The organism is Exiguobacterium marinum DSM 16307 (assembly GCF_000620845.1).
Classification (GTDB): Bacteria; Bacillota; Bacilli; order Exiguobacteriales; family Exiguobacteriaceae; genus Exiguobacterium; species Exiguobacterium marinum.
Window position 1 is genome coordinate 775,478 of the sequence record NZ_KK211189.1, and the last position, 23,265, is coordinate 798,742.

At 47.4% G+C, this 23,265-nt stretch carries 22 protein-coding genes; 19 read left to right on the forward strand and 3 right to left on the reverse strand.

The genetic code is table 11. The features are described from left to right. The first annotated feature begins 109 nt into the window (after positions 1–109). The 3 genes from P400_RS0104480 to P400_RS0104490 all read left to right on the forward strand — a co-directional run bounded on the left by P400_RS0104480 (position 110) and on the right by P400_RS0104490 (position 3,571). Entirely contained in the window at positions 110–628 is a 519-nt protein-coding gene (locus tag P400_RS0104480) for a GNAT family N-acetyltransferase (protein WP_034770838.1), read from the forward strand. A 7-nt stretch (positions 629–635) separates the two neighbouring features. Further along, on the forward strand, positions 636–1,352 hold the full coding sequence (locus P400_RS0104485; RefSeq protein WP_026825052.1) for a hypothetical protein: 717 nt from the start codon (positions 636–638) through the stop codon (positions 1,350–1,352). 92 nt (positions 1,353–1,444) lie between these two features. After that, on the forward strand, positions 1,445–3,571 hold the full coding sequence (locus P400_RS0104490; RefSeq protein ID WP_026825053.1) for a (Fe-S)-binding protein: 2,127 nt from the start codon (positions 1,445–1,447) through the stop codon (positions 3,569–3,571). A gap of 38 nt (positions 3,572–3,609) precedes the next feature. On the opposite strand, the gene P400_RS0104495 is transcribed toward P400_RS0104490, so the two are convergent. Further along, positions 3,610–4,908 carry a globin-coupled sensor protein gene (locus P400_RS0104495; RefSeq protein ID WP_026825054.1) on the reverse strand — a complete coding sequence of 433 codons (1,299 nt, stop codon included), beginning with the start codon at positions 4,906–4,908 and terminating at the stop codon, positions 3,610–3,612. Positions 4,909–5,077: 169 nt separating this feature from the next. On the opposite strand from P400_RS0104495, the gene P400_RS0104500 reads away from it, so the two are divergent. The 5 genes from P400_RS0104500 (at position 5,078) to P400_RS0104520 (ending at position 10,352) form a co-directional block, all read left to right on the forward strand. Continuing rightward, entirely contained in the window at positions 5,078–6,403 is a 1,326-nt protein-coding gene (locus tag P400_RS0104500; RefSeq protein WP_026825055.1) for a hypothetical protein, read from the forward strand. A gap of 80 nt (positions 6,404–6,483) precedes the next feature. Beyond that, positions 6,484–6,963: a DNA-directed RNA polymerase subunit delta gene (gene rpoE / locus P400_RS0104505; protein ID WP_026825056.1), complete on the forward strand. Its 480-nt coding sequence runs from the start codon at positions 6,484–6,486 to the stop codon at positions 6,961–6,963. A 247-nt stretch (positions 6,964–7,210) separates the two neighbouring features. After that, the gene (locus P400_RS0104510; protein ID WP_026825057.1) at positions 7,211–8,806 is read left to right on the forward strand and encodes a CTP synthase; all 1,596 of its coding nucleotides are present in this window, start codon (positions 7,211–7,213) and stop codon (positions 8,804–8,806) included. Between the two features lie 137 nt (positions 8,807–8,943). After that, positions 8,944–9,786, forward strand: a complete 843-nt coding sequence (locus P400_RS0104515) for a TVP38/TMEM64 family protein (protein ID WP_026825058.1) — start codon at positions 8,944–8,946, stop codon at positions 9,784–9,786. 35 nt (positions 9,787–9,821) lie between these two features. Beyond that, positions 9,822–10,352: a GNAT family N-acetyltransferase gene (locus tag P400_RS0104520; RefSeq protein ID WP_026825059.1), complete on the forward strand. Its 531-nt coding sequence runs from the start codon at positions 9,822–9,824 to the stop codon at positions 10,350–10,352. Positions 10,353–10,391: 39 nt separating this feature from the next. Here P400_RS0104520 and P400_RS0104525 read toward each other — a convergent pair whose 3' ends face one another. Further along, a complete protein-coding gene (locus P400_RS0104525) occupies positions 10,392–11,507 on the reverse strand; it encodes an NADH-dependent flavin oxidoreductase (RefSeq protein WP_026825060.1) in 1,116 nt (371 codons plus the stop codon). Positions 11,508–11,773: 266 nt separating this feature from the next. On the opposite strand from P400_RS0104525, the gene P400_RS0104530 reads away from it, so the two are divergent. The 10 genes from P400_RS0104530 (at position 11,774) to P400_RS0104575 (ending at position 20,728) form a co-directional block, all read left to right on the forward strand. Continuing rightward, positions 11,774–13,432: a glycerol-3-phosphate dehydrogenase/oxidase gene (locus P400_RS0104530; protein WP_026825061.1), complete on the forward strand. Its 1,659-nt coding sequence runs from the start codon at positions 11,774–11,776 to the stop codon at positions 13,430–13,432. Between the two features lie 128 nt (positions 13,433–13,560). Continuing rightward, complete coding sequence (locus P400_RS0104535) at positions 13,561–13,917, forward strand: YxeA family protein (protein ID WP_026825062.1); 357 nt, start codon at positions 13,561–13,563, stop codon at positions 13,915–13,917. 91 nt (positions 13,918–14,008) lie between these two features. Beyond that, positions 14,009–14,368, forward strand: coding sequence for a response regulator (locus P400_RS0104540; protein WP_026825063.1), 360 nt, complete (start codon positions 14,009–14,011; stop codon positions 14,366–14,368). A 161-nt stretch (positions 14,369–14,529) separates the two neighbouring features. Beyond that, complete coding sequence (gene fba / locus P400_RS0104545; RefSeq protein ID WP_026825064.1) at positions 14,530–15,384, forward strand: class II fructose-1,6-bisphosphate aldolase; 855 nt, start codon at positions 14,530–14,532, stop codon at positions 15,382–15,384. 151 nt (positions 15,385–15,535) lie between these two features. After that, positions 15,536–16,186 carry a fructose-6-phosphate aldolase gene (gene fsa, locus P400_RS0104550; RefSeq protein ID WP_026825065.1) on the forward strand — a complete coding sequence of 217 codons (651 nt, stop codon included), beginning with the start codon at positions 15,536–15,538 and terminating at the stop codon, positions 16,184–16,186. A 27-nt stretch (positions 16,187–16,213) separates the two neighbouring features. After that, positions 16,214–17,470, forward strand: a complete 1,257-nt coding sequence (murA, locus tag P400_RS0104555) for a UDP-N-acetylglucosamine 1-carboxyvinyltransferase (protein ID WP_026825066.1) — start codon at positions 16,214–16,216, stop codon at positions 17,468–17,470. Between the two features lie 14 nt (positions 17,471–17,484). Further along, a complete protein-coding gene (gene glpX / locus P400_RS0104560) occupies positions 17,485–18,456 on the forward strand; it encodes a class II fructose-bisphosphatase (protein ID WP_026825067.1) in 972 nt (323 codons plus the stop codon). 87 nt (positions 18,457–18,543) lie between these two features. Beyond that, positions 18,544–19,470, forward strand: a complete 927-nt coding sequence (locus P400_RS0104565; RefSeq protein WP_026825068.1) for a daunorubicin resistance protein DrrA family ABC transporter ATP-binding protein — start codon at positions 18,544–18,546, stop codon at positions 19,468–19,470. Then, positions 19,460–20,230 (forward strand): ABC transporter permease, encoded by a 771-nt coding sequence (locus P400_RS0104570; RefSeq protein WP_026825069.1) that lies wholly within the window; start codon positions 19,460–19,462, stop codon positions 20,228–20,230. The genes P400_RS0104565 and P400_RS0104570 overlap by 11 nt, the downstream gene beginning before the upstream one ends. Positions 20,231–20,242: 12 nt before the next feature. Continuing rightward, complete coding sequence (locus P400_RS0104575; RefSeq protein ID WP_026825070.1) at positions 20,243–20,728, forward strand: DUF421 domain-containing protein; 486 nt, start codon at positions 20,243–20,245, stop codon at positions 20,726–20,728. Between the two features lie 43 nt (positions 20,729–20,771). Here P400_RS0104575 and P400_RS0104580 read toward each other — a convergent pair whose 3' ends face one another. Next, a complete protein-coding gene (locus P400_RS0104580) occupies positions 20,772–21,473 on the reverse strand; it encodes a C40 family peptidase (protein ID WP_026825071.1) in 702 nt (233 codons plus the stop codon). Between the two features lie 395 nt (positions 21,474–21,868). On the opposite strand from P400_RS0104580, the gene rho reads away from it, so the two are divergent. After that, a complete protein-coding gene (rho, locus tag P400_RS0104585) occupies positions 21,869–23,206 on the forward strand; it encodes a transcription termination factor Rho (protein WP_026825072.1) in 1,338 nt (445 codons plus the stop codon). Positions 23,207–23,265 lie beyond the last annotated feature (59 nt).

Consider the following 23,265-nt stretch of genomic DNA (forward strand, 5'->3'; position numbering starts at 1 on the left):
AATATCCAATCAGAACGTCCATTTTATTTCGAGTGAGCATTCTCTAAGATGAAGGAACAAGGAAATCAAATAGAGAACGTGAATGGAAATGAATAAAGGGGGAATTGTGATGTTAAGACTAATCAAAACATCTGTCGAACAAAAAGAACAGATTCTGGCGTTTTTACAGGAATGGCATGAGCGCGATGAACGAATCGTCCCGACCTCAGTCGACCGTGAGACGATGGACTTCGAGGCATACGTCAACACGTTACGCCAGAAAGAGTTACGTGAACATATTGAGGAAGGCTGGGTCCCGAGTACGACGTATTGGCTCACGGAGGGGGAAGAAATTCTCGGCGCGGCGAACATTCGTCACGAGTTGAACGAGTCGCTTTTGAAGATTGGTGGTCATGTCGGGTACGGGGTGAAACCGAGCGCGCGTGGTCGTGGACTCGCCACACGTCAACTGCAACTTGCGCTTGAGAAAGTGAAAGAGCTCGGCATCGAGCGTGCACTCATCACGTGCAACCGAACGAATATTGCTTCACGTCAAGTCATTTTAAACAATGGTGGCGTTGCGGATACACCATACACGGAAGAAGATGGGACGATTGTCGAGCGGTTTTGGATTGACTTGAAAGGGTGAAGACGAGATGGCGAACTGGATCATCATCTATTTGACGTTGATTAATTTCTTCGGCATCTATTTGTTCCGGGAAGAGACCGTTCCTTCTAAGAAATGGTTCTCATTCTCGAGTGGGGTCGCCATCACGTACTTCTTCATGTATCTCTTGCCGTCGCTGAATAAACGCCAGGACACGCTTCGTGTCGACTGGCTGAATTTGGCCTTACCTTCCGAGATTTACATCGTCAGTCTCACCGGGTTCACAATATTTTATGGCACCATGCGATTCGTTCGAACTCCTCACTTCCAAGATGAGGCGGTCGACCGGGCTGTCTCGTATTGGCTACAGGTGACACTACTCACGACATATATGACCTTTTCAGCGTATGTGGTGACGGCGGACTCCGTGACGTTCGTCGCGAGAAGCTTCTATGCGACGGCTCTCGGGGTCCACTTCTTGGCGCTCGGTCATGACTTGAACCGCCATTACGGGGAACGCTATATGCGACAAGGACGCTACTTGTTGAGCGGTGGAATTTTACTCGGAGGTTTCGTTTCACGATGGATTGACTTGGCCGCGCACGTCGAAGCGCTCTGTTTTGCGTTTGTGGCCGGGGCGATGATTCTCAACATCGTGAAATTTGAACTCCCGTCCGACCGGAATTTACACTTTCGCACGTTCGTTTTGGCCGTGTTCAGTTATGGCGGCTTACTCCTTATTTTGAAACATCTTCTAAACTTCTGATGAGAACTTCGCAAAAATGAATGACTGTTCATTCATCATTTGATATACTGAATTCAAGATTGAATCCGTTTTCATAAGGGGGAGTTTTGGGGATGTCTACATTTTTAATCGTCAACTGGATTCTATTCTTGCTCGTCTTCGGCTATGGTGTGTATTTATTTGCTACGCTGGTTCACCAGCGCTATACGTTCATCACGCTGGGGAAGAAGGCAGAATGGAACCAAACGAACAAAGAACGACTCGAACAGGTCATGATCAACGTGTTCGGTCAAAAGAAATTGTTAAAAGATAAGAAGAGTGGCGCAATTCACGTCATGATGTTTTATGGCTTCATCCTCGTCCAATTTGGGGCGATTGATTTTATTTGGAAAGGACTAGCGGTCGGAACACGTTTCCCACACATCCCGCTCGGTCCGCTCTATCCAATCTTTACGTTCATGCAAGAAATCGTCATGCTCATGATTCTCGTCGCGGTCGTTTGGGGGTTCTACCGTCGTTACGTCGAGAAGCTTGTACGCTTGAAACGAAACTTTTTAGCGGGTCTCGCCCTCATCTTCATTGGCGGGCTGATGGTTTCCGTCTTGTTCGGGAACGGGTTTTACCTCGTCTATAAAGAAGAGCTTCCGATGTGGGGCGAACCGGTCGCGACACTCATCGGTTCAGCGTTTGCTTGGGTACCAGGATCAGTCGCATTCGCGTTGTTCGTCGTCTTTTGGTGGATGCACCTCTTATTCTTGCTCAGCTTCATGGTCTACATCCCGCAAGGCAAACACGCTCACTTGATTGCTGGGACGCTCAATGTCTGGCTTGGTCGTACCCATAAAGTCGGACGCTTAGCGCCCGTTGATTTTTCGGCGATGGAAGAAGCAGAAGAGTCAGATGAAGAGATTGTGTTCGGGGTTAATAAAATCGAAGACTTCAACCAAAAACAACTCGTCGATTTGTACGCCTGCGTCGAGTGTGGACGCTGTACGAATGTGTGTCCGGCAACAGGAACTGGGAAGATGTTGTCGCCGATGGACTTGATTGTCAAACTTCGCGACCATATGAATATGAAAGGTGCAGCGGTCACGAGAAAATCACCTTGGGCACCGGCACTCATGTTCCAAAACACGCAAGGTGCTGAAATCGCAGCAGCGGCGCAAGACGGTCATATGCTCGTCGCAGACGAATTGATCGGCAACGTCATCACAGAAGAAGAAATATGGGCGTGTACGACATGCCGCAATTGTGAAGATCAATGTCCGGTCATGAACGAGCACGTCGATAAAATCATCGACCTTCGTCGCTACCTCGTCATGATGGAAGGGAAGATGGACCCTGAGGCGCAGCGAACGGTAGCGAACATCGAGCGTCAAGGAAACCCATGGGGGATGAACCGGAAAGAACGCGAGAACTGGCGCAAGGATACAGAGCTCGTCATCCCGACGGCGAAGGAGAAGAAAAAAGCAGGTGAAGAATTCGAATACCTCTTCTGGGTCGGCGCGATGGGTTCTTACGACAGCCGTAGCCAAAAAGTCGCGCAAAGCTTTGCGAGCGTCTTGAACAAGGCTGGCGTCTCATTTGCCATTCTCGGAAATGAAGAGAAAAACTCAGGGGATACACCACGTCGAATTGGGAATGAGTTACTCTTCCAAGAACTCGCTGAAGCGAACATTAAACTGTTTGAGAAGTATGGGGTGACGAAAATCGTCACGGTCGACCCACACGCCTACAACACATTCAAAAATGAGTATCCAGACTTCGGTTTGACTGATGTGAAAGTGTATCACCATACGGAATTACTCGCCGAGTTGCTCGATACGGGTCGAATCCAACCGGATCTTCAAGTGAATGAGCGTGTCGTCTACCACGATTCTTGCTATCTCGGTCGTTACAACGGCATATACGATGCACCGCGGTTCGTCCTCGAGCGGATTCCGGGTGTCGAACTCGTCGAAGCGACACGTAACCGTGAAAACGGTATGTGCTGTGGAGCGGGTGGTGGTCTCATGTGGCAGGAAGAAAAAGTCGGGACACGTGTCAACGTGGCTCGGACGGAACAGTTGCTTGAGACGAAACCGACTGTCATCGGTTCGGCGTGTCCGTACTGCTTGACGATGTTGTCAGATGGAACGAAAGCGAAGGAAGTCGATGAGACGGTCGGCACGTTCGACGTCGTCGAATTGCTCGATCGTTCGCTGAAAGCCATCGAGATCCCAGAACCGGTTGTCCAATAATACAGGAAGGCACGGTCCGCGGACTGTGCCTTATTTGTTTACTGCATTTCGGAAGTAGATAAAAGAGAGGAGGTCAAGTGAGATAACCCTTGTGTCGTCTCGTTGATGGATGAAATGGTTTCGACCATCTGCCCGAGGTCTTGTTTGTTTCGTTCGAAAGAAAGGACGTATTGTCCCATCTCTTCTTGGACGGTCGAAAACCCAACTTTGACGGCGTTTAGTTGACGCATCGCTTCATCGTTCGTCCGATGCATGTGACCCATTTGATCGAGGAGAGCCGCGATGTTCGCCTCATTCTCATGAATGAGCGCATTGATTTGACTGCTCAGTTGTTTCGCGTTCTCCGCGAGTGTGCGTACTTCGGTGGCGACGACGGCGAACCCTTTGCCGTGTTCACCTGCACGGGCCGCTTCAATCGAAGCGTTCAAGGCGAGTAAGTTGGTTTGATTGGCAATTTGTTCGATGCTTCGCGTCATGCTGACGATATCTTGAGAACCGTCCTTCAAAGCTGTTATTCGATCGAGTGAGGTATCGACATAGGTAGCCGACTGTTTGAATTCAGCTTCCATCTGTTCGATTTGTTCTCCATTTGTATGAGTCAACGTCATCAAGTGGCGACTCATCTTTTCTGTTTGTTCCGTCTCTGCCAAGACTTGATGAGCGCGATTGCTTGTATCGGACATAGCTTGCCCTGTATGCTCCATTGTCGTCGCCACTTCTGTACTGACGCGTGACACGTCACTTAATAGAGCGGCACGGGATTGGTTCGCAGACTCAAGCTCATCGAGACGGGCGTTCACATATTGTTCGGTAACGATTTGAGCGTCCAAGTTCATCGCGTGTGACAGAGCCAAAAGGGATTCGGTCAGAATGGCCGGATCGTGTTGATACGTTTCGACCACTTTCGGGATGAGCAAGGTGTTAAACGCCGAGTATGTTGCCAAGAACCAGACGACGGGGACTGAAAAATGGTGATGGGTTTGTCCCATTCGCTTCCGCATTGCTAAAAATTTATCATCGATGTTCCCGGTTAACAAACTACGGAAATAAGCAGCAAATACATTTTTTAAACGTTCTCGTGTCGACGAGCCATTCGCAATTTGAACCATCTCTGGTTGAAGCATTAAGTGGTCGAGTACATTTTCGAGTACCTCGTCTAGGACGGACTCGACGAGTGGAGCCATGTCTTGTAGCCGTTTCACTTGAGATGATGTATATCCCATATAGTGTGCGCGCCCGTTTAAGCTCGAGTCGGCTGGTTTAGCGATTGTGTGAATCTCAGGAAAGCCTTCGGAAGCGACGAAATCTTTTGAGGTTGTCTTACGAAAAAATGCCATATTTTTATTCTCCTTCTATTTCATATCTAAAGTGGCGTTCTCTTCTATATCGGCAGAAATATGAAGAAGCTAAGAAGTCAATGTGTTGCAAAACAGGTTCATCGACAAATAGAACTGGGAAAGGAAAAATGAGGAGTAGAATATTCCAGTTTCAGTGAGGGGTGGACTTATGAAAAACATAGTGATCCTGTTGACAATTGTAAGTGCCCTAAGTAGTCAAATTCTTCCACAGATTTTGTTCTTATCCATCATGGCGGTCGAAGAAGGTGTCGGACGTCTCATTCCATTTTTAATTTTTTATGTGGCCAGTATGTCAGGTCTTTTACTGTGGGTGTATGTCATCGGTCGACGCGGTTCAAAAGACACGTTTTTAATTGCCTTATCTGTGCTCGTCGTCGGTCTCATTTGTTTTGTACTTCCCTTTGACAGCGCAATTGAATGGAGTGCGTTTTTAGTCGGAGTCGGCTCGATTGGAGTTGCCTCCATCATGACGACGATTTTATCACAATTGAATGAATTGAAGCCGAAAACTGAGACGGAATCAAAAGATGAAGGTGGTAGTTCGTGGCCGTTGGTTCTTATGTTAGTCGGTTGGATTGCGGTGTTCTCGTATGCGTTGACGCAGTCGTACAATCTTGCCGTCGCCCTATTCTTAGTGAGTTTGATTCTACCGTGGCTATTCGTGAGGAAATTACCCCTCCAAAAATCAGCAACGTGGCAGTTTGAAACGCGTTCCTTTCTCCGCGCTTTCATCGCAGTCACGGTCTTCACATTGATTAGTCGACTTCTCAGTCTCCTAGAAGGGGCGCGTGGTTATGTCGAAGTATTTAGCTTGATGATTATTTTGTTGGTCTATGTCGGATGGCTGTTGTTTCAAAAGCGTGTCCGACAGTTTATCACAGCAAGCCGTACTCGACAGGTTCAGTTATTATCGTTTGTTATCGGATTGTTTGGCGGATGGACGTTGATTGGTGCCGTTTTTGTGAGTCTTGCCTTGTATTCGTTTCAAGTGTTGATTTTTTATGTGTTCGTCCCATTCTTAGTCGGTGTTATCGGTTGGATTTTGTTTAGTCGCCTGTTTGATTTCGCGCGCCATCCATACATCCTGTTACTCGTGTCCTCCCTCATCTTTTTCCTAGGATTTATCGAGCCTCTTGCGTTCATCCCAGTACTATTTGTCAGTGGCTATACGCAGACGATGTATTCGAGTGTCAGTCATACGTATTTGTTTGATCAGTATGGGGAAAACCAAGAGTTCGCGTCTTTACTGCTACAGTTGTGGAAACGATTCGGCATGGTCGTGGCGTATTCATTTTTGATGATCGGATTGCTCGGATATGGATTGTACGTCGGTCAAACGGTCAACGAGGAGTTGTCGTTCCAGATTCCGCGAGCGTGGATGGTGGGTGTCTTAGGGGTGACATGGGTGTTTAATATCGGATTGATTAGTCTGTACTGGTTCCGAATCAAAGCCAAGACATCACACGAATCATAATTTACTCTAGCTTTTTCATATCGCTTTTGTTTATAATGAGGAGTGATGTTTAACTAGTGACGGAAAAGGAGTGTCCTTTAATGAATAAATCGTTGATTGATTTCGTTTATGAACTTCTCCAAGAAACTGGCGAGCAGCCTGTTTCTTTTGATGAGATTCGCGAAAAAATCAAGCAAAATTATACGTTTGCGAGTGAAGAGGAAGAACTCGAGAAAATCGCACAACTTTACACCGATTTGAACATCGACGGGTTGTTCGTCAACTTAGGTGCAAACCGCTGGGCGCTTCGCGTATGGTATCCATTCGACAAGTCGGATGAAGATCTCGTCATCGAAGCACGTCAACGTGGTGAACTTGACGAATTCGAAGAAGAGTTCGAAGAGGCAGACGAAGGTATCGTCGACATCGAAGATGACTTGGATGTATTCGCAAAAGTTGAAGATTACGATTCAACTGAATTTGACGATGCGGGCGAACAAGAAAAAGTTGATGGCCTAGATGACTTCAAGGATGATGATTTGGACGACGACCTCGATCTCGAAGACGAGGATGATTTATAAGAGACCGCAAAAAGCCGGGCATTGGGCCCGGCTAGGCGTGTCTCTTTTTCTTTTTTAATGATTTTGAACAACATGAAAAAAAGAAAAAATAATATCTTGACGACTGTATCGTCTCTGGCGTAAATTAGTCATGGGCTAGTTTAGCACGTAACGATGCAGCAAAAGTGTCCTCCATTCACGGGGGCACTTTTGCTTTTTTTGTTTTTTCGTTTCCCGACGGTTGGTATTTAAGAGAGGAGAAAGAAACATGACAAAGTACATTTTCGTAACAGGCGGGGTAGTTTCTTCGCTCGGTAAAGGGATCACGGCAGCTTCACTCGCACGTCTACTCAAAAATCGTGGACTCAACGTGACGATTCAAAAGTTTGACCCATATATCAACATCGACCCAGGTACGATGAGCCCGTATCAACACGGAGAAGTATTCGTCACAGATGATGGTGCGGAGACTGACCTTGACCTCGGACACTATGAGCGTTTCATCGACATCAACTTGTCGCAAAACGCGAACGTCACATCAGGGCGCATTTATTCGACTGTCTTGAAGAAAGAGCGTCGTGGAGACTATAACGGCGGAACGGTTCAAGTCATTCCGCATATCACGAACGAAATCAAAGATCGTGTCTTCCGTGCGGGACGCGAAACGAACGCCGATGTCGTCATCACAGAAATCGGTGGAACAGTGGGGGATATCGAATCCCTTCCGTTCATCGAAGCGATTCGCCAAGTGAAAAATGATATCGGCAAAGAGAACGTCATGTACGTCCACTGTACACTCGTTCCTTACCTTCGCGCGGCAGGCGAAATGAAAACAAAACCGACACAACATAGCGTCAAAGAACTTCGCAGCTACGGGATTCAGCCAGACATCATCGTCCTCCGCACGGAGCATGATATTCCGGAAGACATGCGTGAGAAAATTGCGCTCTTCTGTGATACGCGTAAAGAAGCAGTCATCGAGGCGCAAGACGCATCGACGCTTTATGAAGTACCACTCAACCTTCAAAAACAAGGGATGGACCAACTCGTCAACGACTATTTCGGCTTCAACACACCGGCTGCGGATATGACGGCATGGAAAGAACTCGTTCACACGGTCACGCATCTTGAGAAGAAAGTGAAAATCGCACTCGTCGGAAAATATGTCGAATTGCGTGATGCCTATATCTCGGTCGCAGAATCGCTCAAGCATGCGGGTTATGCGTTCAATGCAGATATCGACATTGACTGGGTCAACGCAGAGGACGTGACGGCTGAAAACGTCTCGGACATCCTTGGTGATGCAGACGGTATCCTCGTCCCAGGTGGATTTGGTGAGCGTGGAATCGAAGGGAAAATCGAAGCGACACGTTTCGCACGTGAAAACAACGTTCCATTCTTCGGGATTTGTCTCGGGATGCAACTTGCGACGGTCGAGTTTGCACGTAACGTCTTGAAGTTGGACGGTGCACATACGGCTGAAATCGACCCATCGACACCGTATCCGATTATCGACCTTCTTCCAGAGCAAAAAGACATCGAAGACCTTGGAGGTACACTCCGTCTCGGATTGTACCCATGTAAACTTGAAACAGGGACGAAAGCACACGTGGCATACGACCAAGAACTCGTATACGAACGTCACCGTCACCGTTATGAGTTCAATAACGAATACCGTGAAGCATTCGAAGCGGAAGGATTCAAGTTCTCAGGTACGAGCCCAGACGGTCGTCTCGTGGAAATCATTGAAATTCCAGAACACAAGTGGTTCGTGGCATCACAGTTCCACCCAGAGCTCATCTCACGTCCGGAACGCCCACAACGTCTATTCCATGATTTCATCCAAGCATCACTTGGAGAATAAGTGATTGAAAGCCACGATTCGAAATGAATCGTGGCTTTTCTACATCAAAAGCATGAGGTGCAAGACGTCCTTGGCAGGATACATCACCTTCACTTTCTGGGTACACTAGAAGTAGAACGGGGAGAGGGTGATGGCTCATGAAAGAACGACATTCGATTTATCTTGGATATGGATTTGGACTTGTCGCGCTCAGTCTGTTGCCATTCGTCGTCTTACCTTCCCTCTTATTGCCGTACCAACTAGGGTGGACGGGCGTTGTCTTGCTCGCGCTCTCGGTCGGGCTACTTCGAGCGATACGCGACGGCTCGAATGTTATCTTGAAGCAGATGTGGAAAATCACATTTTCTCTTTTTTTAATCTTCGTGTTCGTCTATTACGTATCATTTGGACTCGTCTTATACGATACGTATGGACTGGATCGTCTATTAGAACAGTACGAGCGTCAGGCGGTTTGGGTGTTCGCGGCATTCAGCTTTCTACAGCCAATCGCCTTACCGGTCCCAGAAGCGGTCAGTGTGCCGATTGGGAGTGTCGCCCTCGGTCCATTTCGTGCCGCTCTGGTTGGGAGTATTGCGACCACGCTTGGTATCTTCGTCATGTATGGATTGGCACGATTCGGCCGAGAGCGAATCATCCGCTGGGTCGATGAGGAGAAGTTGAAGACGTACGACCGATATGTCGAGAAGTATGGCCTTGGCATCTTGCTCGTCTTGTTCATTATTCCGATTTTACCGGACGAGGTCATTTGTCTCGCCGCCGGGTTTAGCCGCGTGCCGTTCCCGCGTTTCGCGGGCATCGCGTTCGGCGCGAAACTCGTCACATCGTTCGGGCTTGCCTACTCTGTCTCCATCGGACAATTGTTTATGACTGATTCGAGTCCAATCGCCATCGCTTCCGTCATGGCGAGTTTGATCGTCTTAATCCTCGCGTTCATTTGGCGCAAACGAAAAAAAGGGGATTCGAACGGGACACACGAATAATATTTGATAAAGCTTTATATAGAGAGGAAGACAAGATGCGACAAGATCAAGAAGTGGTTATTCGACCGATTGAAGGGCGAGACTTATCACGACTATGGGAATTGATTTATCGAGATGCGGCACCGGAGTGGAAACAGTGGGACGCGCCTTACTTCGAACACAAGGCGATGTCTTATGAAGAATTCCAGCAAATCGAACAGTCACTCATCAAAAAAGAAGACATGTGGGTCATTGAAGTGGATGGGACCGTATGTGGGACCGTTTCTTACTATTTCGAAGATGCTGGGCGAGAATGGCTCGAGATGGGCATCATATTGCATCAGTCCAATCGCTGGAATCGCGGCGTCGGGACGCGTACCCTACGTTTATGGATTGAACATCTATTTGAGACGTTACCTGTCGCCCGTGTCGGCTTGACGACATGGTCTGGGAATGAGCGTATGATGCGGGTCGCTGAAAAAGTAGGAATGCAACTCGAAGGACGTATTCGCCAAGTTCGTGTCGTGAACGGGAAGCGATACGATTCGATTCGGATGGGCATGTTACGGGAAGAATGGATGACATAAAAGCACCGCGGATGAAAAAAGAATCCGCGGTGCTTTGCATTATTTTACTTTTTGATCTTTAATCGGGAACCACCCGGCACGAGTCGTGATCGCATTCCAAAGTGGAGCCGGGACAGCAAGTTCGGCTTGTTTATCCAAGTCGAGTTCTGTCTCGATGTCATCTTCACGGTCCGTCTTCACTTTTTCGAGCCATTCAGGGTCGATGATGAGTTCACGACCGAGCGCGGCGAAATCGACAACGTCGAGTGCATCTTCGACTTGAGCAGGACGTTGGAGTTGTCCGACTCCGATGAGTGGGATGGCACCATTGATGCGTTTGGCGATGCGGTCAATCGAACGTTCCGTGACGTTTTCGTCACGCATAGAGGCTGTATTGAAGTTCCAAAGAGAAGCGTGAATATAATCCACACCTTCTTCTAAAATCATATCGAGCAACACATCCGTGTCGTCAAGTGTGATTCCTGGTTCTTCGATTTCTTCTGGTGAGAAGCGATAACCGACTAAGAAGTTCTCTGCATCTGCAGCTGCTTCTTTGACACGACGAATGACTTCGCGTGGGAACGTCAAACGTCCATGAACATCACCACCGAAGCGATCTTCACGGCGATTCGAATGCGGTGAGAAGAATTGTTGAATCAAGTATGTGTTCGCCCCGTGAATCTCGACTCCGTCAAACCCGGCTTCGATGGCACGACGTGTCGCTTCGCCGAACGCCTCGATAATAGCTTCGACTTCTGATGTTTCGAGAGCGCGCGGTGTGACAGCGCCTTCTCGAACAGGTGCGACGGCACTTGCACTCACAGGTTGTTCGTTCGGGACGAGTTCAGGTGGTGACATACGCCCGGCGTGGAAAATTTGAAGGATGGCTTTTGCGCCTTCTGCTTTTAAACTTTCTGCCAATTGGCGGAGACCTGGGATGAATTTGTCGTCATTGGCCCCGAATGCGTTCGGGAACCCTTTCCCGTCTTCTGTTACGTAAGCGCAAGCCGTGATGGCAAGCCCGACGCTTTGCGCCCGCTTCCGATAGTAAGCGAGCTCGTGCTCGGAAACTTCCCCGGTTGGTTCTGACGAATAATGTGTCATCGGAGCCAACACGAGGCGGTTCGGTAGTTCGACGCCATTTTTAAACTGAAAAGGTTGTAACATACGTTTCATCTGAAATCCTCCTTCAACATGGTACCTTGAAGTCTAAGCTTCTCAACTAAAAAATGCGAGTCGGATGCTTGTGAATCAACACATTACAGATTGATTAAGCGCAAGAGATGATTGAACTGAAAAGAATAGGGTATAATACAGGAGAAAAGTTGATATTCGGTTCGAGACAATAGAGAGACCATAACAGAAGGGGGAAGCCTTGTTTTTGTTGTGGTCTCTTTTTCTAGTCATCTCAATGAGCCGTATTTACTATAGGAGGGAATAAGATGGAAATCAAAAATTTCTCAGCGAAAGAACGATCAAAACGATATGAGCAACTGACAAATGAGCGTCATGATGTTCTTGTTGTCGGAGGCGGCATCACAGGTGCTGGGATTGCGCTTGATGCATCGTCGCGTGGGATGAAGACGGCTGTGCTCGAAATGCAAGACTTTGCGGCGGGGACGTCAAGTCGTTCGACGAAACTTGTTCATGGGGGACTCCGCTATTTGAAACAATTTGAAGTGGCGCTTGTCGCAGAAGTCGGGAAAGAACGGGCCATCGTATATGAGAACGGCCCACACGTCACGACACCGGAGCAAATGCTCTTACCGATGCACAAGGGAGGCACGTTCGGTCCGTTCTCGACAGCAATTGGACTTATGGTGTATGACTTCCTCGCAGGAGTGAAGCGTGCAGAGCGTCGCATGATGCTTAAGCCAGATGAGGTCATCAAAAAAGCACCACTCGTGAAAAAAGATGATTTGGTCGGAGGCGGCTATTACGTAGAGTATCGGACGGATGATGCTCGAATGACAATTGAAGTGGCAAAAGAAGCGGCGAATCACGGTGCGCTTCTTATGAACTATGCAAAAGTAACTGGATTGATCTATGAGAACGGTAAAGTGGCCGGTGTACACGTCGAGGACCAGATTGACGGGTCGACGTATGACGTATATGCGAAGAAAGTCATCAATGCGACGGGCCCGTGGGTCGATGAATTACGAGAAGAGGATAACTCGAAGAAAGGGAAACAACTTCGCCTCACAAAAGGGATTCACTTGGTCATCGATCAATCGAAATTCCCGCTCAAACAAGCGATTTATTTCGATACACCAGACGGGCGGATGGTCTTCGCGATTCCGCGCGGAAATAAAGCATACGTCGGAACGACGGATACGTTCTTCGATAAAAACAAAGCGCATCCACGCATGACGACGGAAGACCGTGATTATATTTTAGAAGCCATTCACTATATGTTCCCTGACGTCAATGTCACGGCGGATGATGTAGAGTCGAGCTGGGCAGGTATTCGTCCGTTGATTTATGAGGAAGGAAAAGACCCTTCTGAAATTTCACGTAAAGATGAAATTTGGCAGTCAGACAGTGGCTTAATCACGATTGCCGGTGGTAAATTGACAGGGTATCGGAAGATGTCAGAAACGGTCGTCGACCTCGTCGCTAAATTATTGAAAGAAGAGGACGGTGTCGTTTACTTGGCGAGTCGGACGAAGCATATGCCAATGTCAGGTGGTCATGTCGGCGGGTCGAAAGGCTTCAACGATTTCCTCGAGAAGAAAACGAAAGAACTTCAAAATCATGGTCTAGACGCAAACCACGCGGAAGAACTCGTTCGTCTATACGGATCAAATATTGATCGTGTCATCGAGCGGATGGATTCGAACGCATATGAGCTTCCTGAAATCGTCTACGCGCAGTTGGTTTACGGAATCGAGGAAGAGTCAGTCGTTCGCGCTATCGACTTCTTGATTCGTCGAACAGGGGCAATGTTCTTTGATATCGATTTCGTTCATCAATACAAAGACGGCGTGCTTCATGCGATGGCTGACATCTTCAAATGGTCAGATGCGCGTTTGAAAGAAGAACGTGAAGAGGTCGAGAAGGAGATTGAAATCGCAGTCGTTCCAGTGACTGTCGAATCATAAGCCACACACAACGGATCACCTAAGAGGCTCATTCTCAATAGAATGAGCCTCTTTTTGCGGGGTTTCATCACGACGCAATAACGGTATATCTCATACGTAGTGACTCTTGAATTGGAGGAGAGCTGTTTATGAAACGCAATCTCATCGCCGTATTGTTGATCGGCGTTTTATTAGTGATTGGTTGGCGCTATGTCGACCCGAATCGTCTACTGGCGGACGTTTATTATGTCAAAGTACCTAATGCTGAAGTGGCGACAAAAGTCTCTGATGGTTATCGCTATGACCTGATTGGATACGATGCGGATGGGAAAAAGCGCCCGTTAGCCATAACAACCTCTGCATTACTAGCGGAAGGTGACTATCTGAAAGTGTTCGTGAAAGAGGAGAATCCTGAAGTGACCGACTATGAACGAGTGAGTGATTTAGAGGTACCACAACAGTTAAAGGAGGAACAAGAAGATACATCCGAGTCATCGTTCCCTTGATTTCAAAAGATAGGCATCGCGAAAAAAAGATGAGTTTGGTATGGTTAAATTGTTTGATTATGGAAAACGATGAATGAAAGAAGGGACATGCATGTCACGGATGTTGATTGCGGATGACCAGGATGGTATTCGTACGATGCTCGCACAAGTGTTCACAAACATGGGTGTAGATGTGGACTCGGCACAAGACGGCATCAGCGCATGGGAATTTTTAGAGCGGGAACGATACGACCTAGTCTTGCTCGATATGAACATGCCTCGAATGCTTGGGCATGAAGTGTTGCGACGAATGCGCGAAGAGAAGTTGGAAACGCCTGTAATGATTATGACGGCGTTTGGAGAAGAAGCGGTGATTGAAGAAGTACGTCGACTTGGAATAATCGCGCAGTTCGAAAAACCGTTTGATATATACGGGATGATTGAAAAAGTGAAGGAAGTCTTGAAAATCTGACATTTCGTCACGAAGATGACATATGTAAACGCTTGCGCCGAGCCATTTCTATGCCCGAATAGCATAGGCACATGTTTTACGGTGTGTTATAATGGGAACGAATTGCACGGGGGTACTTTCCCTAAACGTGTATAATAGCGAACAGACAGGAGGATGTCATTATGCCATTAGTATCAATGACAGAAATGCTTAATAAAGCATTCGAAGGCAAGTATGCAGTCGGCCAATTCAACATTAACAACCTCGAGTGGACGCAAGCGATTCTTCGCGCTGCGGAAGACGAGAAATCACCAGTAATCCTCGGTGTATCAGAAGGTGCAGCGAAATACATGGGTGGCTTCACTACAGTTGTCAAAATGGTTGAAGGTCTCATGCACGACTACAGCATCACTGTTCCAGTTGCAATCCACCTTGACCATGGTTCTTCATTCGATAAGTGTAAAGCAGCGATCGACGCTGGCTTCACATCAGTCATGATCGACGGTTCACACCATCCGATCGACGAAAACGTCGAAATGACGAAGCAAGTTGTCGAGTACGCGCACGCTAAAGGTGCTTCTGTTGAGGCAGAAGTCGGTACAGTTGGCGGCGAAGAAGATGGCGTAGTCGGTGGTGTACAATACGCTGATCTTGATGAGTGCGTACGTGTCGTCAAAGAAGCGAAAGTGGATGCACTTGCTGCAGCACTCGGTTCTGTACACGGAGAATACGCAGGCGAGCCAAACCTCGGCTTCAAAGAGATGGAAGAAATCGCAGAAGCGACTCAAACTCCACTCGTTCTTCACGGTGGATCAGGAATTCCTGAGCACCAAATCAAAAAAGCAATCGAGCTCGGACACAGCAAGATTAACGTTAACACAGAGTGCCAACAAGAGTGGACTCGTGCCGTACGTGAGAAAGTTGCTGCTGATGCAAAAGTATATGACCCACGTAAAATCATCGGACCTGGTATCGAAGCGATCTACAACGTCGTTACTGGTAAGATGCGTGAGTTTGGTTCAAGCAACCAAGCATAATCCTGTTTGATCAAGTCGGTTCTCTATGAGGACCGACTTTTTATATTCTCTCTGTCGTCTCGTTCCGAATCTAACAAAGGGTGTAGTAATTCGCCAAGTCTTTCCTCATAATAGAGATTGTAAGCGATCACAACTTGAGGAGGACACACATATGCGTTTTTTTATTGACACAGCGAATGTGGAAGACATTAAAAAGGCCCATCAGATGGGCGTCATCGGAGGCGTGACGACGAATCCATCGCTCGTTGCCAAAGAAGGTGTCGATTTCCATACAAGACTTCGTGAAATCTGTGAGATCGTCGGGGATCTCTCGGTCAGCGCTGAAGTTATTGCACTCGATGCATCGGGTATGGTGGAAGAAGGAAAGGAACTTGCCGCTATAGCGCCGAATATTACAGTAAAAGTACCGATGACTCCAGCGGGAATGGAAGCAGTGAAACAGTTCAAAGAGCTCGGGATCAAAACGAACGTCACGCTCATCTTTAATGCGAATCAGGCGTTACTCGCAGCGCGTGCCGGAGCTTCGTATGTTTCTCCATTCATCGGACGATTAGATGATATCGGACAGGATGGACTCGATTTAGTCGAGACGATTGCGAACATCTTTGCGATTCATGGCATCGAGACAGAAATTATTGCGGCATCTGTACGTCACCCGATTCACGTGACGAAAGCCGCACTCCTTGGGGCTGACATTGCGACAGTACCATACAAAATCATCGAACAGATGATGAATCATCCGCTCACAGACAAAGGTATTGAGCAGTTCTTAGCGGATTGGAACAACGCTCAATCCAAATAAGTCCGTCGTAGAAAGGTTTTGATCAGCGTGGAAATTCTCCATATCGTTGGGCAGCAAAAACTAGAAGGAACCGTCGAGATTAGCGGAGCGAAACAGAGCGCTCTTCCTTGCCTTGTGGCTGCACTTCTCACGGAAGAGTCGGTGACGATTGAAAACGTCCCGATGATTGAAGATGTAGAAGTGATGGTCAATCTGTTGACAGAGCTAGGGGTTCGAGTGGAGCGCGATGGCGAGCAGGTGACCATTCATTCGAATGAAGCGGTTGCGATGCCCCTTCTCGGTTCCGAGACGAGGAAAGTTCGTGCCGCTGTCTATTTACTTGGTGTCTTCGCCGCTCGTTTCGGAAAAGGAGCAGTTGGGCTACCTGGAGGATACGCGATTGGTCCACGACCGATTGATCTGCATGTGAAAGCACTAGAACGGCTCGGAATACACGTTGAGAATGAATCTGGTTTGTATCATGTCCGAGTCGAAGAACTCGTCGGGAATCGAATTTATTTGGATTTACGGTCATTTGGGGCAACTGTAAGCGCGATGCTTGCTGCGGTCTTAGCGAAAGGGACAACGGTCATTGAAAATGCAGCCTGTGACCCTGAAGTCGTTGATTTAGCGACGATGTTGACATCGATGGGGGCACATGTGAGCGGAGCAGGGACAGATGAGATTCGCATCAAAGGGGTTGAACGGCTACACGGATGTACACATACATTGATTCCAGATCGCCTCGAGGCAGGAACATTCATGATGTTCGGTGCCGTATCTGGTAGTGTGACCGTACAATCAATCATTCCAACACATCTTGAGGGTGTCATACAAAAACTATTGGATTTTGGTGCAAATGTGGAAGTCGGTGAGGAGTCAATCACCGTTACCGCCAATGAATTTGTGCCGACGGATATTCGTGTGTTTCATTATGCGGGGTATCCGAGTGATTTGCAGCCAATCATGTCAGCGGCTTTGTTGAAAGCGGACGGCACGAGCATTGTCACAGATAAATTGTATGCCCAGCGATTCCGACATATTGCGGAGATGCGTCGAATGAATGCACAAATCACACTTGAAGACGCGTCGGCTGTGATTCGTGGGGGAAACCAACTTGCGAACGCAGAGATGGAGTGTACAGACGCAAGGAGTGCTGCGGCACTTGTCTTATCGGCACTTCAAGCATCAGGAGAATCCACATTACTGCATGCAGAACGATTAAATGATTCATATGTCGACTTCGTCGGCAAATTAAAACAACTCGGTGCGCTCGTTTGGCTAGAAGAACACACTGAGGCATAAAGGGGAGATTTCGGGTGGAAAGAAGTTTATCGATGGAACTGGTTCGGGTGACAGAAGCAGCGGCACTTGCTTCAGCCCGTTGGATGGGACGAGGTTTGAAGGTCGAGGCAGATGATGCAGCGACAACAGCCATGCGAGATGTCTTTGATACGATTCCGATGAAGGGGATTGTCGTCATCGGGGAAGGTGAAATGGACGAAGCGCCGATGCTCTATATCGGAGAAAAGGTCGGGAATGGTTATGGTTCGCGTCTTGATGTCGCAGTCGATCCTTTAGAAGGCACGAACATCGTCTCCACAGGGACGTGGGGGGCGCTCGCAGTCCTCGCGGTTGCGGATGCGGGAGATCTACTTCATGCACCGGACATGTATATGGATAAAATCGCGGTGGGACCGGAAGCTGCTGGTCTCGTCAGCCTCGACAACTCGATTGAAGAAAATATTGAGATTGTGGCAAAAGCGAAGAAGAAAAACGTGGAAGATGTCGTCGTGACGATTTTGCATCGGGATCGACACGAAGAAATCATCCAACGCGTTCGGACGACTGGGGCGCGAATTAAACTGATTCCAGACGGGGATGTCGCCGCAGCCATCAATACGGCTTTCGCGAAAACAGGTGTCGACTTGTTACTTGGTTCAGGTGGGGCACCGGAAGGCGTCATTGCAGCGGTCGCGATGAAATGTTTAGGTGGAGACTTCCAAGGACGTTTGCTTCCAGAAGACGAAGCTCAAAAACAGCGTTGTCATGACATGGGCATCGAAGACACGGATCGAATCCTACTTCTAAATGATTTAGTGAAAGGTGAAGATTGTATCTTTGCGGCGACTGGTGTCACGGACGGTGAATTGTTGCGTGGGGTACAATTCACATCACAAGGTGGACAGACACATTCAGTTGTTATGCGTGCGAAGTCTGGTACGGTGCGTTTTGTTGAAGGGAACCACTCTCTCAAGAAAAAACCAAAAATGGTCATGAAGCCAGAATAACGCGAAGTCGTGGACGTGCAAACGTCCGCGGCTTTTTTTGTGATGAAACATCTAAAAACGGGAATGGATAGTGAGGAGGTGGGTGTGGTGATTGAAGTAGAAGGGCTCGTGAAAACATATAAAGATGTTCCCGCAGTAGATCATGTTTCATTTTCTGTAAACGAAGGAGAAATCTTTGCGTTCTTAGGGCCGAACGGTGCCGGAAAGTCGACGATGGTGCAGATGTTGACGACGCTTGTTCGTCCAACGTCAGGATCTGCTCGGGTCAATGGATTTGATATCGTCAAACAAGAAAAAGATGTTCGACTTTCCATAGGAGTCGCTTTACAGGAGACAGGCATTGACAAAGTGTTGACCGGACGTGAACTGCTCGTCTTACAAGGTCGTTTATTCAAAATGTCGAATGAAGAGGCACGACGTCGTGCAGATGAGTTGTTAAAAGTCGTGTCTTTGACGGATGCCGCAGATCGACGAAGCGGTACGTATTCCGGAGGGATGCGGCGACGTCTCGATTTAGCACTCACGCTCGTTCATCGACCGACGGTGTTGTTTTTAGATGAACCGACGACAGGTCTCGACCCGGCAAGTCGAATCGAGATATGGAACGAAGTAAGACGATTGAACCAAGAGTTTGGAACGACAATATTTTTAACGACTCAGTACTTAGAGGAAGCCGATGAATTGGCTGACCGAATCGCCATCATCAATCACGGTCAAATCGTCAGTGAAGGGACGGCTGATGAGTTGAAGCAACTTGTCGGTGATGAGACAATCGCAATGGACTTTTCAAGCGAATCGGATGCAGCAGCTGCTGCGACGTTATTTGATACGACTGCGGATGGGGCACATGTGTCTTTCGAGTTGCGCGACGTCACGTTGACTGAGATTGTTCGTGCGTTAGATGAACAGCGACTTCAACCTGAACGTCTGACCGTGAAACAACCGTCGCTCGATGACGTCTTTTTAAAGGTAACGGGAGAGTCGTATGAAGGGGGCGAGATTCATGTGGACTGAGACATGGTTATTCACAAAGCGGAGTTTATTGACGACGATTCGAAATCCGTTTTCATTTATTCCGAACTTGATTATTTCTGTATTTTTTTTACTCGTCTATACGAGTGGTTTATCGAGTGTGGCCTCTCTTCCACAATTCGAGGGAAGTGATTATTTGAACTTCATCTTGCCGGTATCGATTGTTTCGGGTGCAGTCGGTGGGGCAGGCGGGACGGGGCAAGCGCTTGTTCGTGATATCGAAAGCGGTTATTTCGCAAGGCTACTGTTAACGCCTGCGACTCGGACGGCCATCGTGCTCGGACCAATGATTGCTGGCATGTTGCAACTGTTCGTCCAAACATTACTTATCTTTGCTGTCGCTTTTCTACTTGGTCTCACGATTCCTGTCGGGGCAGTTGGATTCTTTTTCACGGTACTACTCGCCATTGGGTTTGGACTTGGGTTCGCCGGGTATTCTGTCGGTGTTGCACTGAAGACGAGGAATGCGCAAGCAGCACAGGCCGGTACACTTTTGTTTTTCCCACTCATCTTCTTATCGACCACGTTCGTTCCGAAAGAGTTGATTGAAGCAGAATGGCTGAAAATGGCCGCCACATTCAATCCAACGACGTATATTTTCGAAGGGATGCGGGCGGTTCTGACTCAACCTGAGATTGATTGGGGTGCCTTGTCAGCAGGACTTGCGGTCGCTGGCACGATGAGTGTACTCATGATTGTCTTTGCAGCAACAAATGCGAGAGGGGCGCTGAAACAAAAATAAGGGAGGAGTTAGATGGAACAGCTATCGACAATCATCCGTATTGTTTTGACTGGGGTTGGGGCGTATATCTCAATCATTCTGATGTTGCGTATTTCCGGAAAAAGAACGTTGGCAAAAATGAATGCGTTCGATTTTATCGTGACGGTTGCATTAGGATCAATCTTAGCGACGACCTTGACGAGTCAACAAACTTCTTTAATCGCTGGGTTGACCGCGTTTGGCACACTGGTCGCCTTACAATATATATTGGCGAAATTGTCGAAGCGTTATTCAACAGTGAACAAAATGATTAAATCAGAGCCGACTTTACTGTTCTATAGAGGGGACTATCTACACGAGTATTTAAAAAGGGAGCGAATATTAGAAATGGAAGTCGTTCAGGCGATTCGTGCAAGTGGGACTCCTGTTGATCAAGTCGAAGCGGTCGTACTAGAGACGGATGGGACGTTCTCAGTGCTGAAAGATTCGCAATATTTGATGGAACATGTGAAAATATAAAAAACGACTCGGTTCCGATGAACCGAGTCGTGTTACTGTTGTATTAGAGATATGATCCAGCGCCAACGTAACGCGGTGCCCAATATCCAGAAGTGAAGCTCGCGTACTTGACGCCACCTGTTTCTGAGTTGATCATTTTTGTTTTGCTAAGAGCCATTCCAACGTGATGGATCGTACCGCCTGAATGAGAGAAGAAGACGAGATCTCCTGCTTGAATCGATGACTTCGAAATTTTCTTCGCGCTTGAGTATTGCTGACGTGAAGAACGTGGAAGTGTTTTCCCGATTGCTTTTTTGTAAACATATCCTGTGTAACCAGAGCAGTCAAATCCAGAAGTTGATGTTCCACCGTAACGGTAAGGTTTACCTAAATATTTTTTTGACTCAGCGACGAGTTTTGAACGTTTGCTAGATGATGATGTTGAAACCGTTTTTGAAGTTGATGTCGATGTTCTAGGTTTCAAGTAAGAATATTTTGAAGAGGCTGAGATATAACGATGTTTGCCTTTATAATTGATTTTATAGAACGAACCGGATTTACCAAGGTATGTATAGCGTTGACCTTTATCCATTTTCGCAACAACTTTCGATGACGTAAGTGACGGGGCAGTACGGATGTTCAAACCGTTAACTTTCGAGTAGGCAAAAGTTCCTGTAGCGGCTTCTGCTTGTTCTCCTGTTGAGAACATGAGACCCGAGAAAGCAACAGTGGCAGCGACGACGATAGATGCAATACGCTTTAACATTGTATAAATCCCTCCGTTTTTTAAAATCAATATGTGGCTATATGACAGAATCGAGTAATATTATTAGGTAGAGCACAAGTTGCGAGATATACCCGGTTTCCTGTGCAAATAAACTATATCATGCGCAAGACCGATAGCATTTTTCAATCGCAAGTCAAAAAAGCGTTTTCTTGTAATGGAAATGAAACAATATGTGGATATAGCACTTATTTTGTTACAAAACCATCATTTACTGTGTAAGGATTTGTACAAGAGGGGAACGGTTGAACAAAAGGTGATTTTTGCACAGTGACGGCACGGACAAAATATGGTTAGATGATGGCAGAACATAAATGAAAAGTTTGCATAAACTCGAATACTTCTTGTAATGAAATGTAGAAAGATAGGTGACTTGAATGAGTCAACAGACAGAACCGGCAAAGAATTATACGCTTCGTGAACTAGAAACGAAGACGTTAAAAGAACTATATGAGATCGCCAAAGAAGTGAAAGTACCAAATTTTCGAGAAGCACGGAAACGTGAACTCACGTTTCGTATCTTGAAGTCACAGGCAGAATCAAAAGATTTGTATTTCCTCGAAGGTATTTTAGAAATCATACCACCGAACCCACAGTCCCAAAATGACGGCGGTTTCGGATTCCTCCGACCAATCAATTACTCCCAATCTTCCGAAGACATTTACATCGCCGCCTCACAAATCCGTCGCTTTAATCTTCGAAACGGAGATCTTGTCACGGGGAAAGTCCGTAAGCCGAAAGAGAATGAACGCTTTCAAGGGTTGTTGAGTGTAGAAGCGGTCAATGGTGAGTCGACGGACTCGACACGTTCGCGTGATTATTTCCCGGCGCTGACACCGATTTATCCTGAACAGCAAATGGCGCTCGAGACGGAACCGAAGCATCTTTCCGTTCGCGTCATGGATATGATTGCACCAGTTGGGTTCGGACAACGTGGTTTGATTGTGGCGCCACCAAAAGCCGGTAAAACCTCACTCTTAAAGGAAATTGCGAATTCAATCACGACGAACCATCCGAACGTCGAACTGATTATTCTCTTGATTGATGAGCGACCAGAGGAAGTGACTGACATCCAACGGTCGGTACCGGGTGCGGACGTAGCGTTCTCGACATTTGATGAGACACCGGAAAACCATGCACGAATCTCGGAACTCGTACTTGAACGGGCGATGCGTCTCGTTGAACATAAGAAAAACGTGGTCATTTTACTCGACTCCATCACTCGTCTCACTCGTGCGTATAACCTTTCTGTCCCGCCGAGTGGGCGGACACTATCTGGGGGGATTGATCCGGCGGCTTTCCATAAACCGAAAAAATTCTTCGGCGCAGCTCGAAATATCGAAGATGGAGGCAGTTTGACGATTCTTGCCACGGCACTCGTTGAGACCGGTTCACGAATGGATGACGTCATCTATGAAGAATTCAAAGGGACTGGGAACATGGAACTTCATCTAGACCGGAAACTAGCTGAACGTCGCATCTTCCCGGCGATTGATATTCGTCGATCGGGTACACGGAAAGAAGAGTTGTTGCTTGGGAAGGACGAACTCGATTCACTATGGACGATTCGTCGCACGATGAACGAGTCTCCAGACTTCGTTGAACAGTTCTTACGTCGCGTTCGTGAGACAAAAACGAACCTCGATTTTTTCGCTGCGCTTGAGGCAGATAAGAAAAAAAGACGACCAGTGAAAAAAACGAAATCAGACTTGTAAATCCTATAGTTGGGTGATATTATATTCTAGTGAACTTTCTCTAGGTTGAAAGAATACTT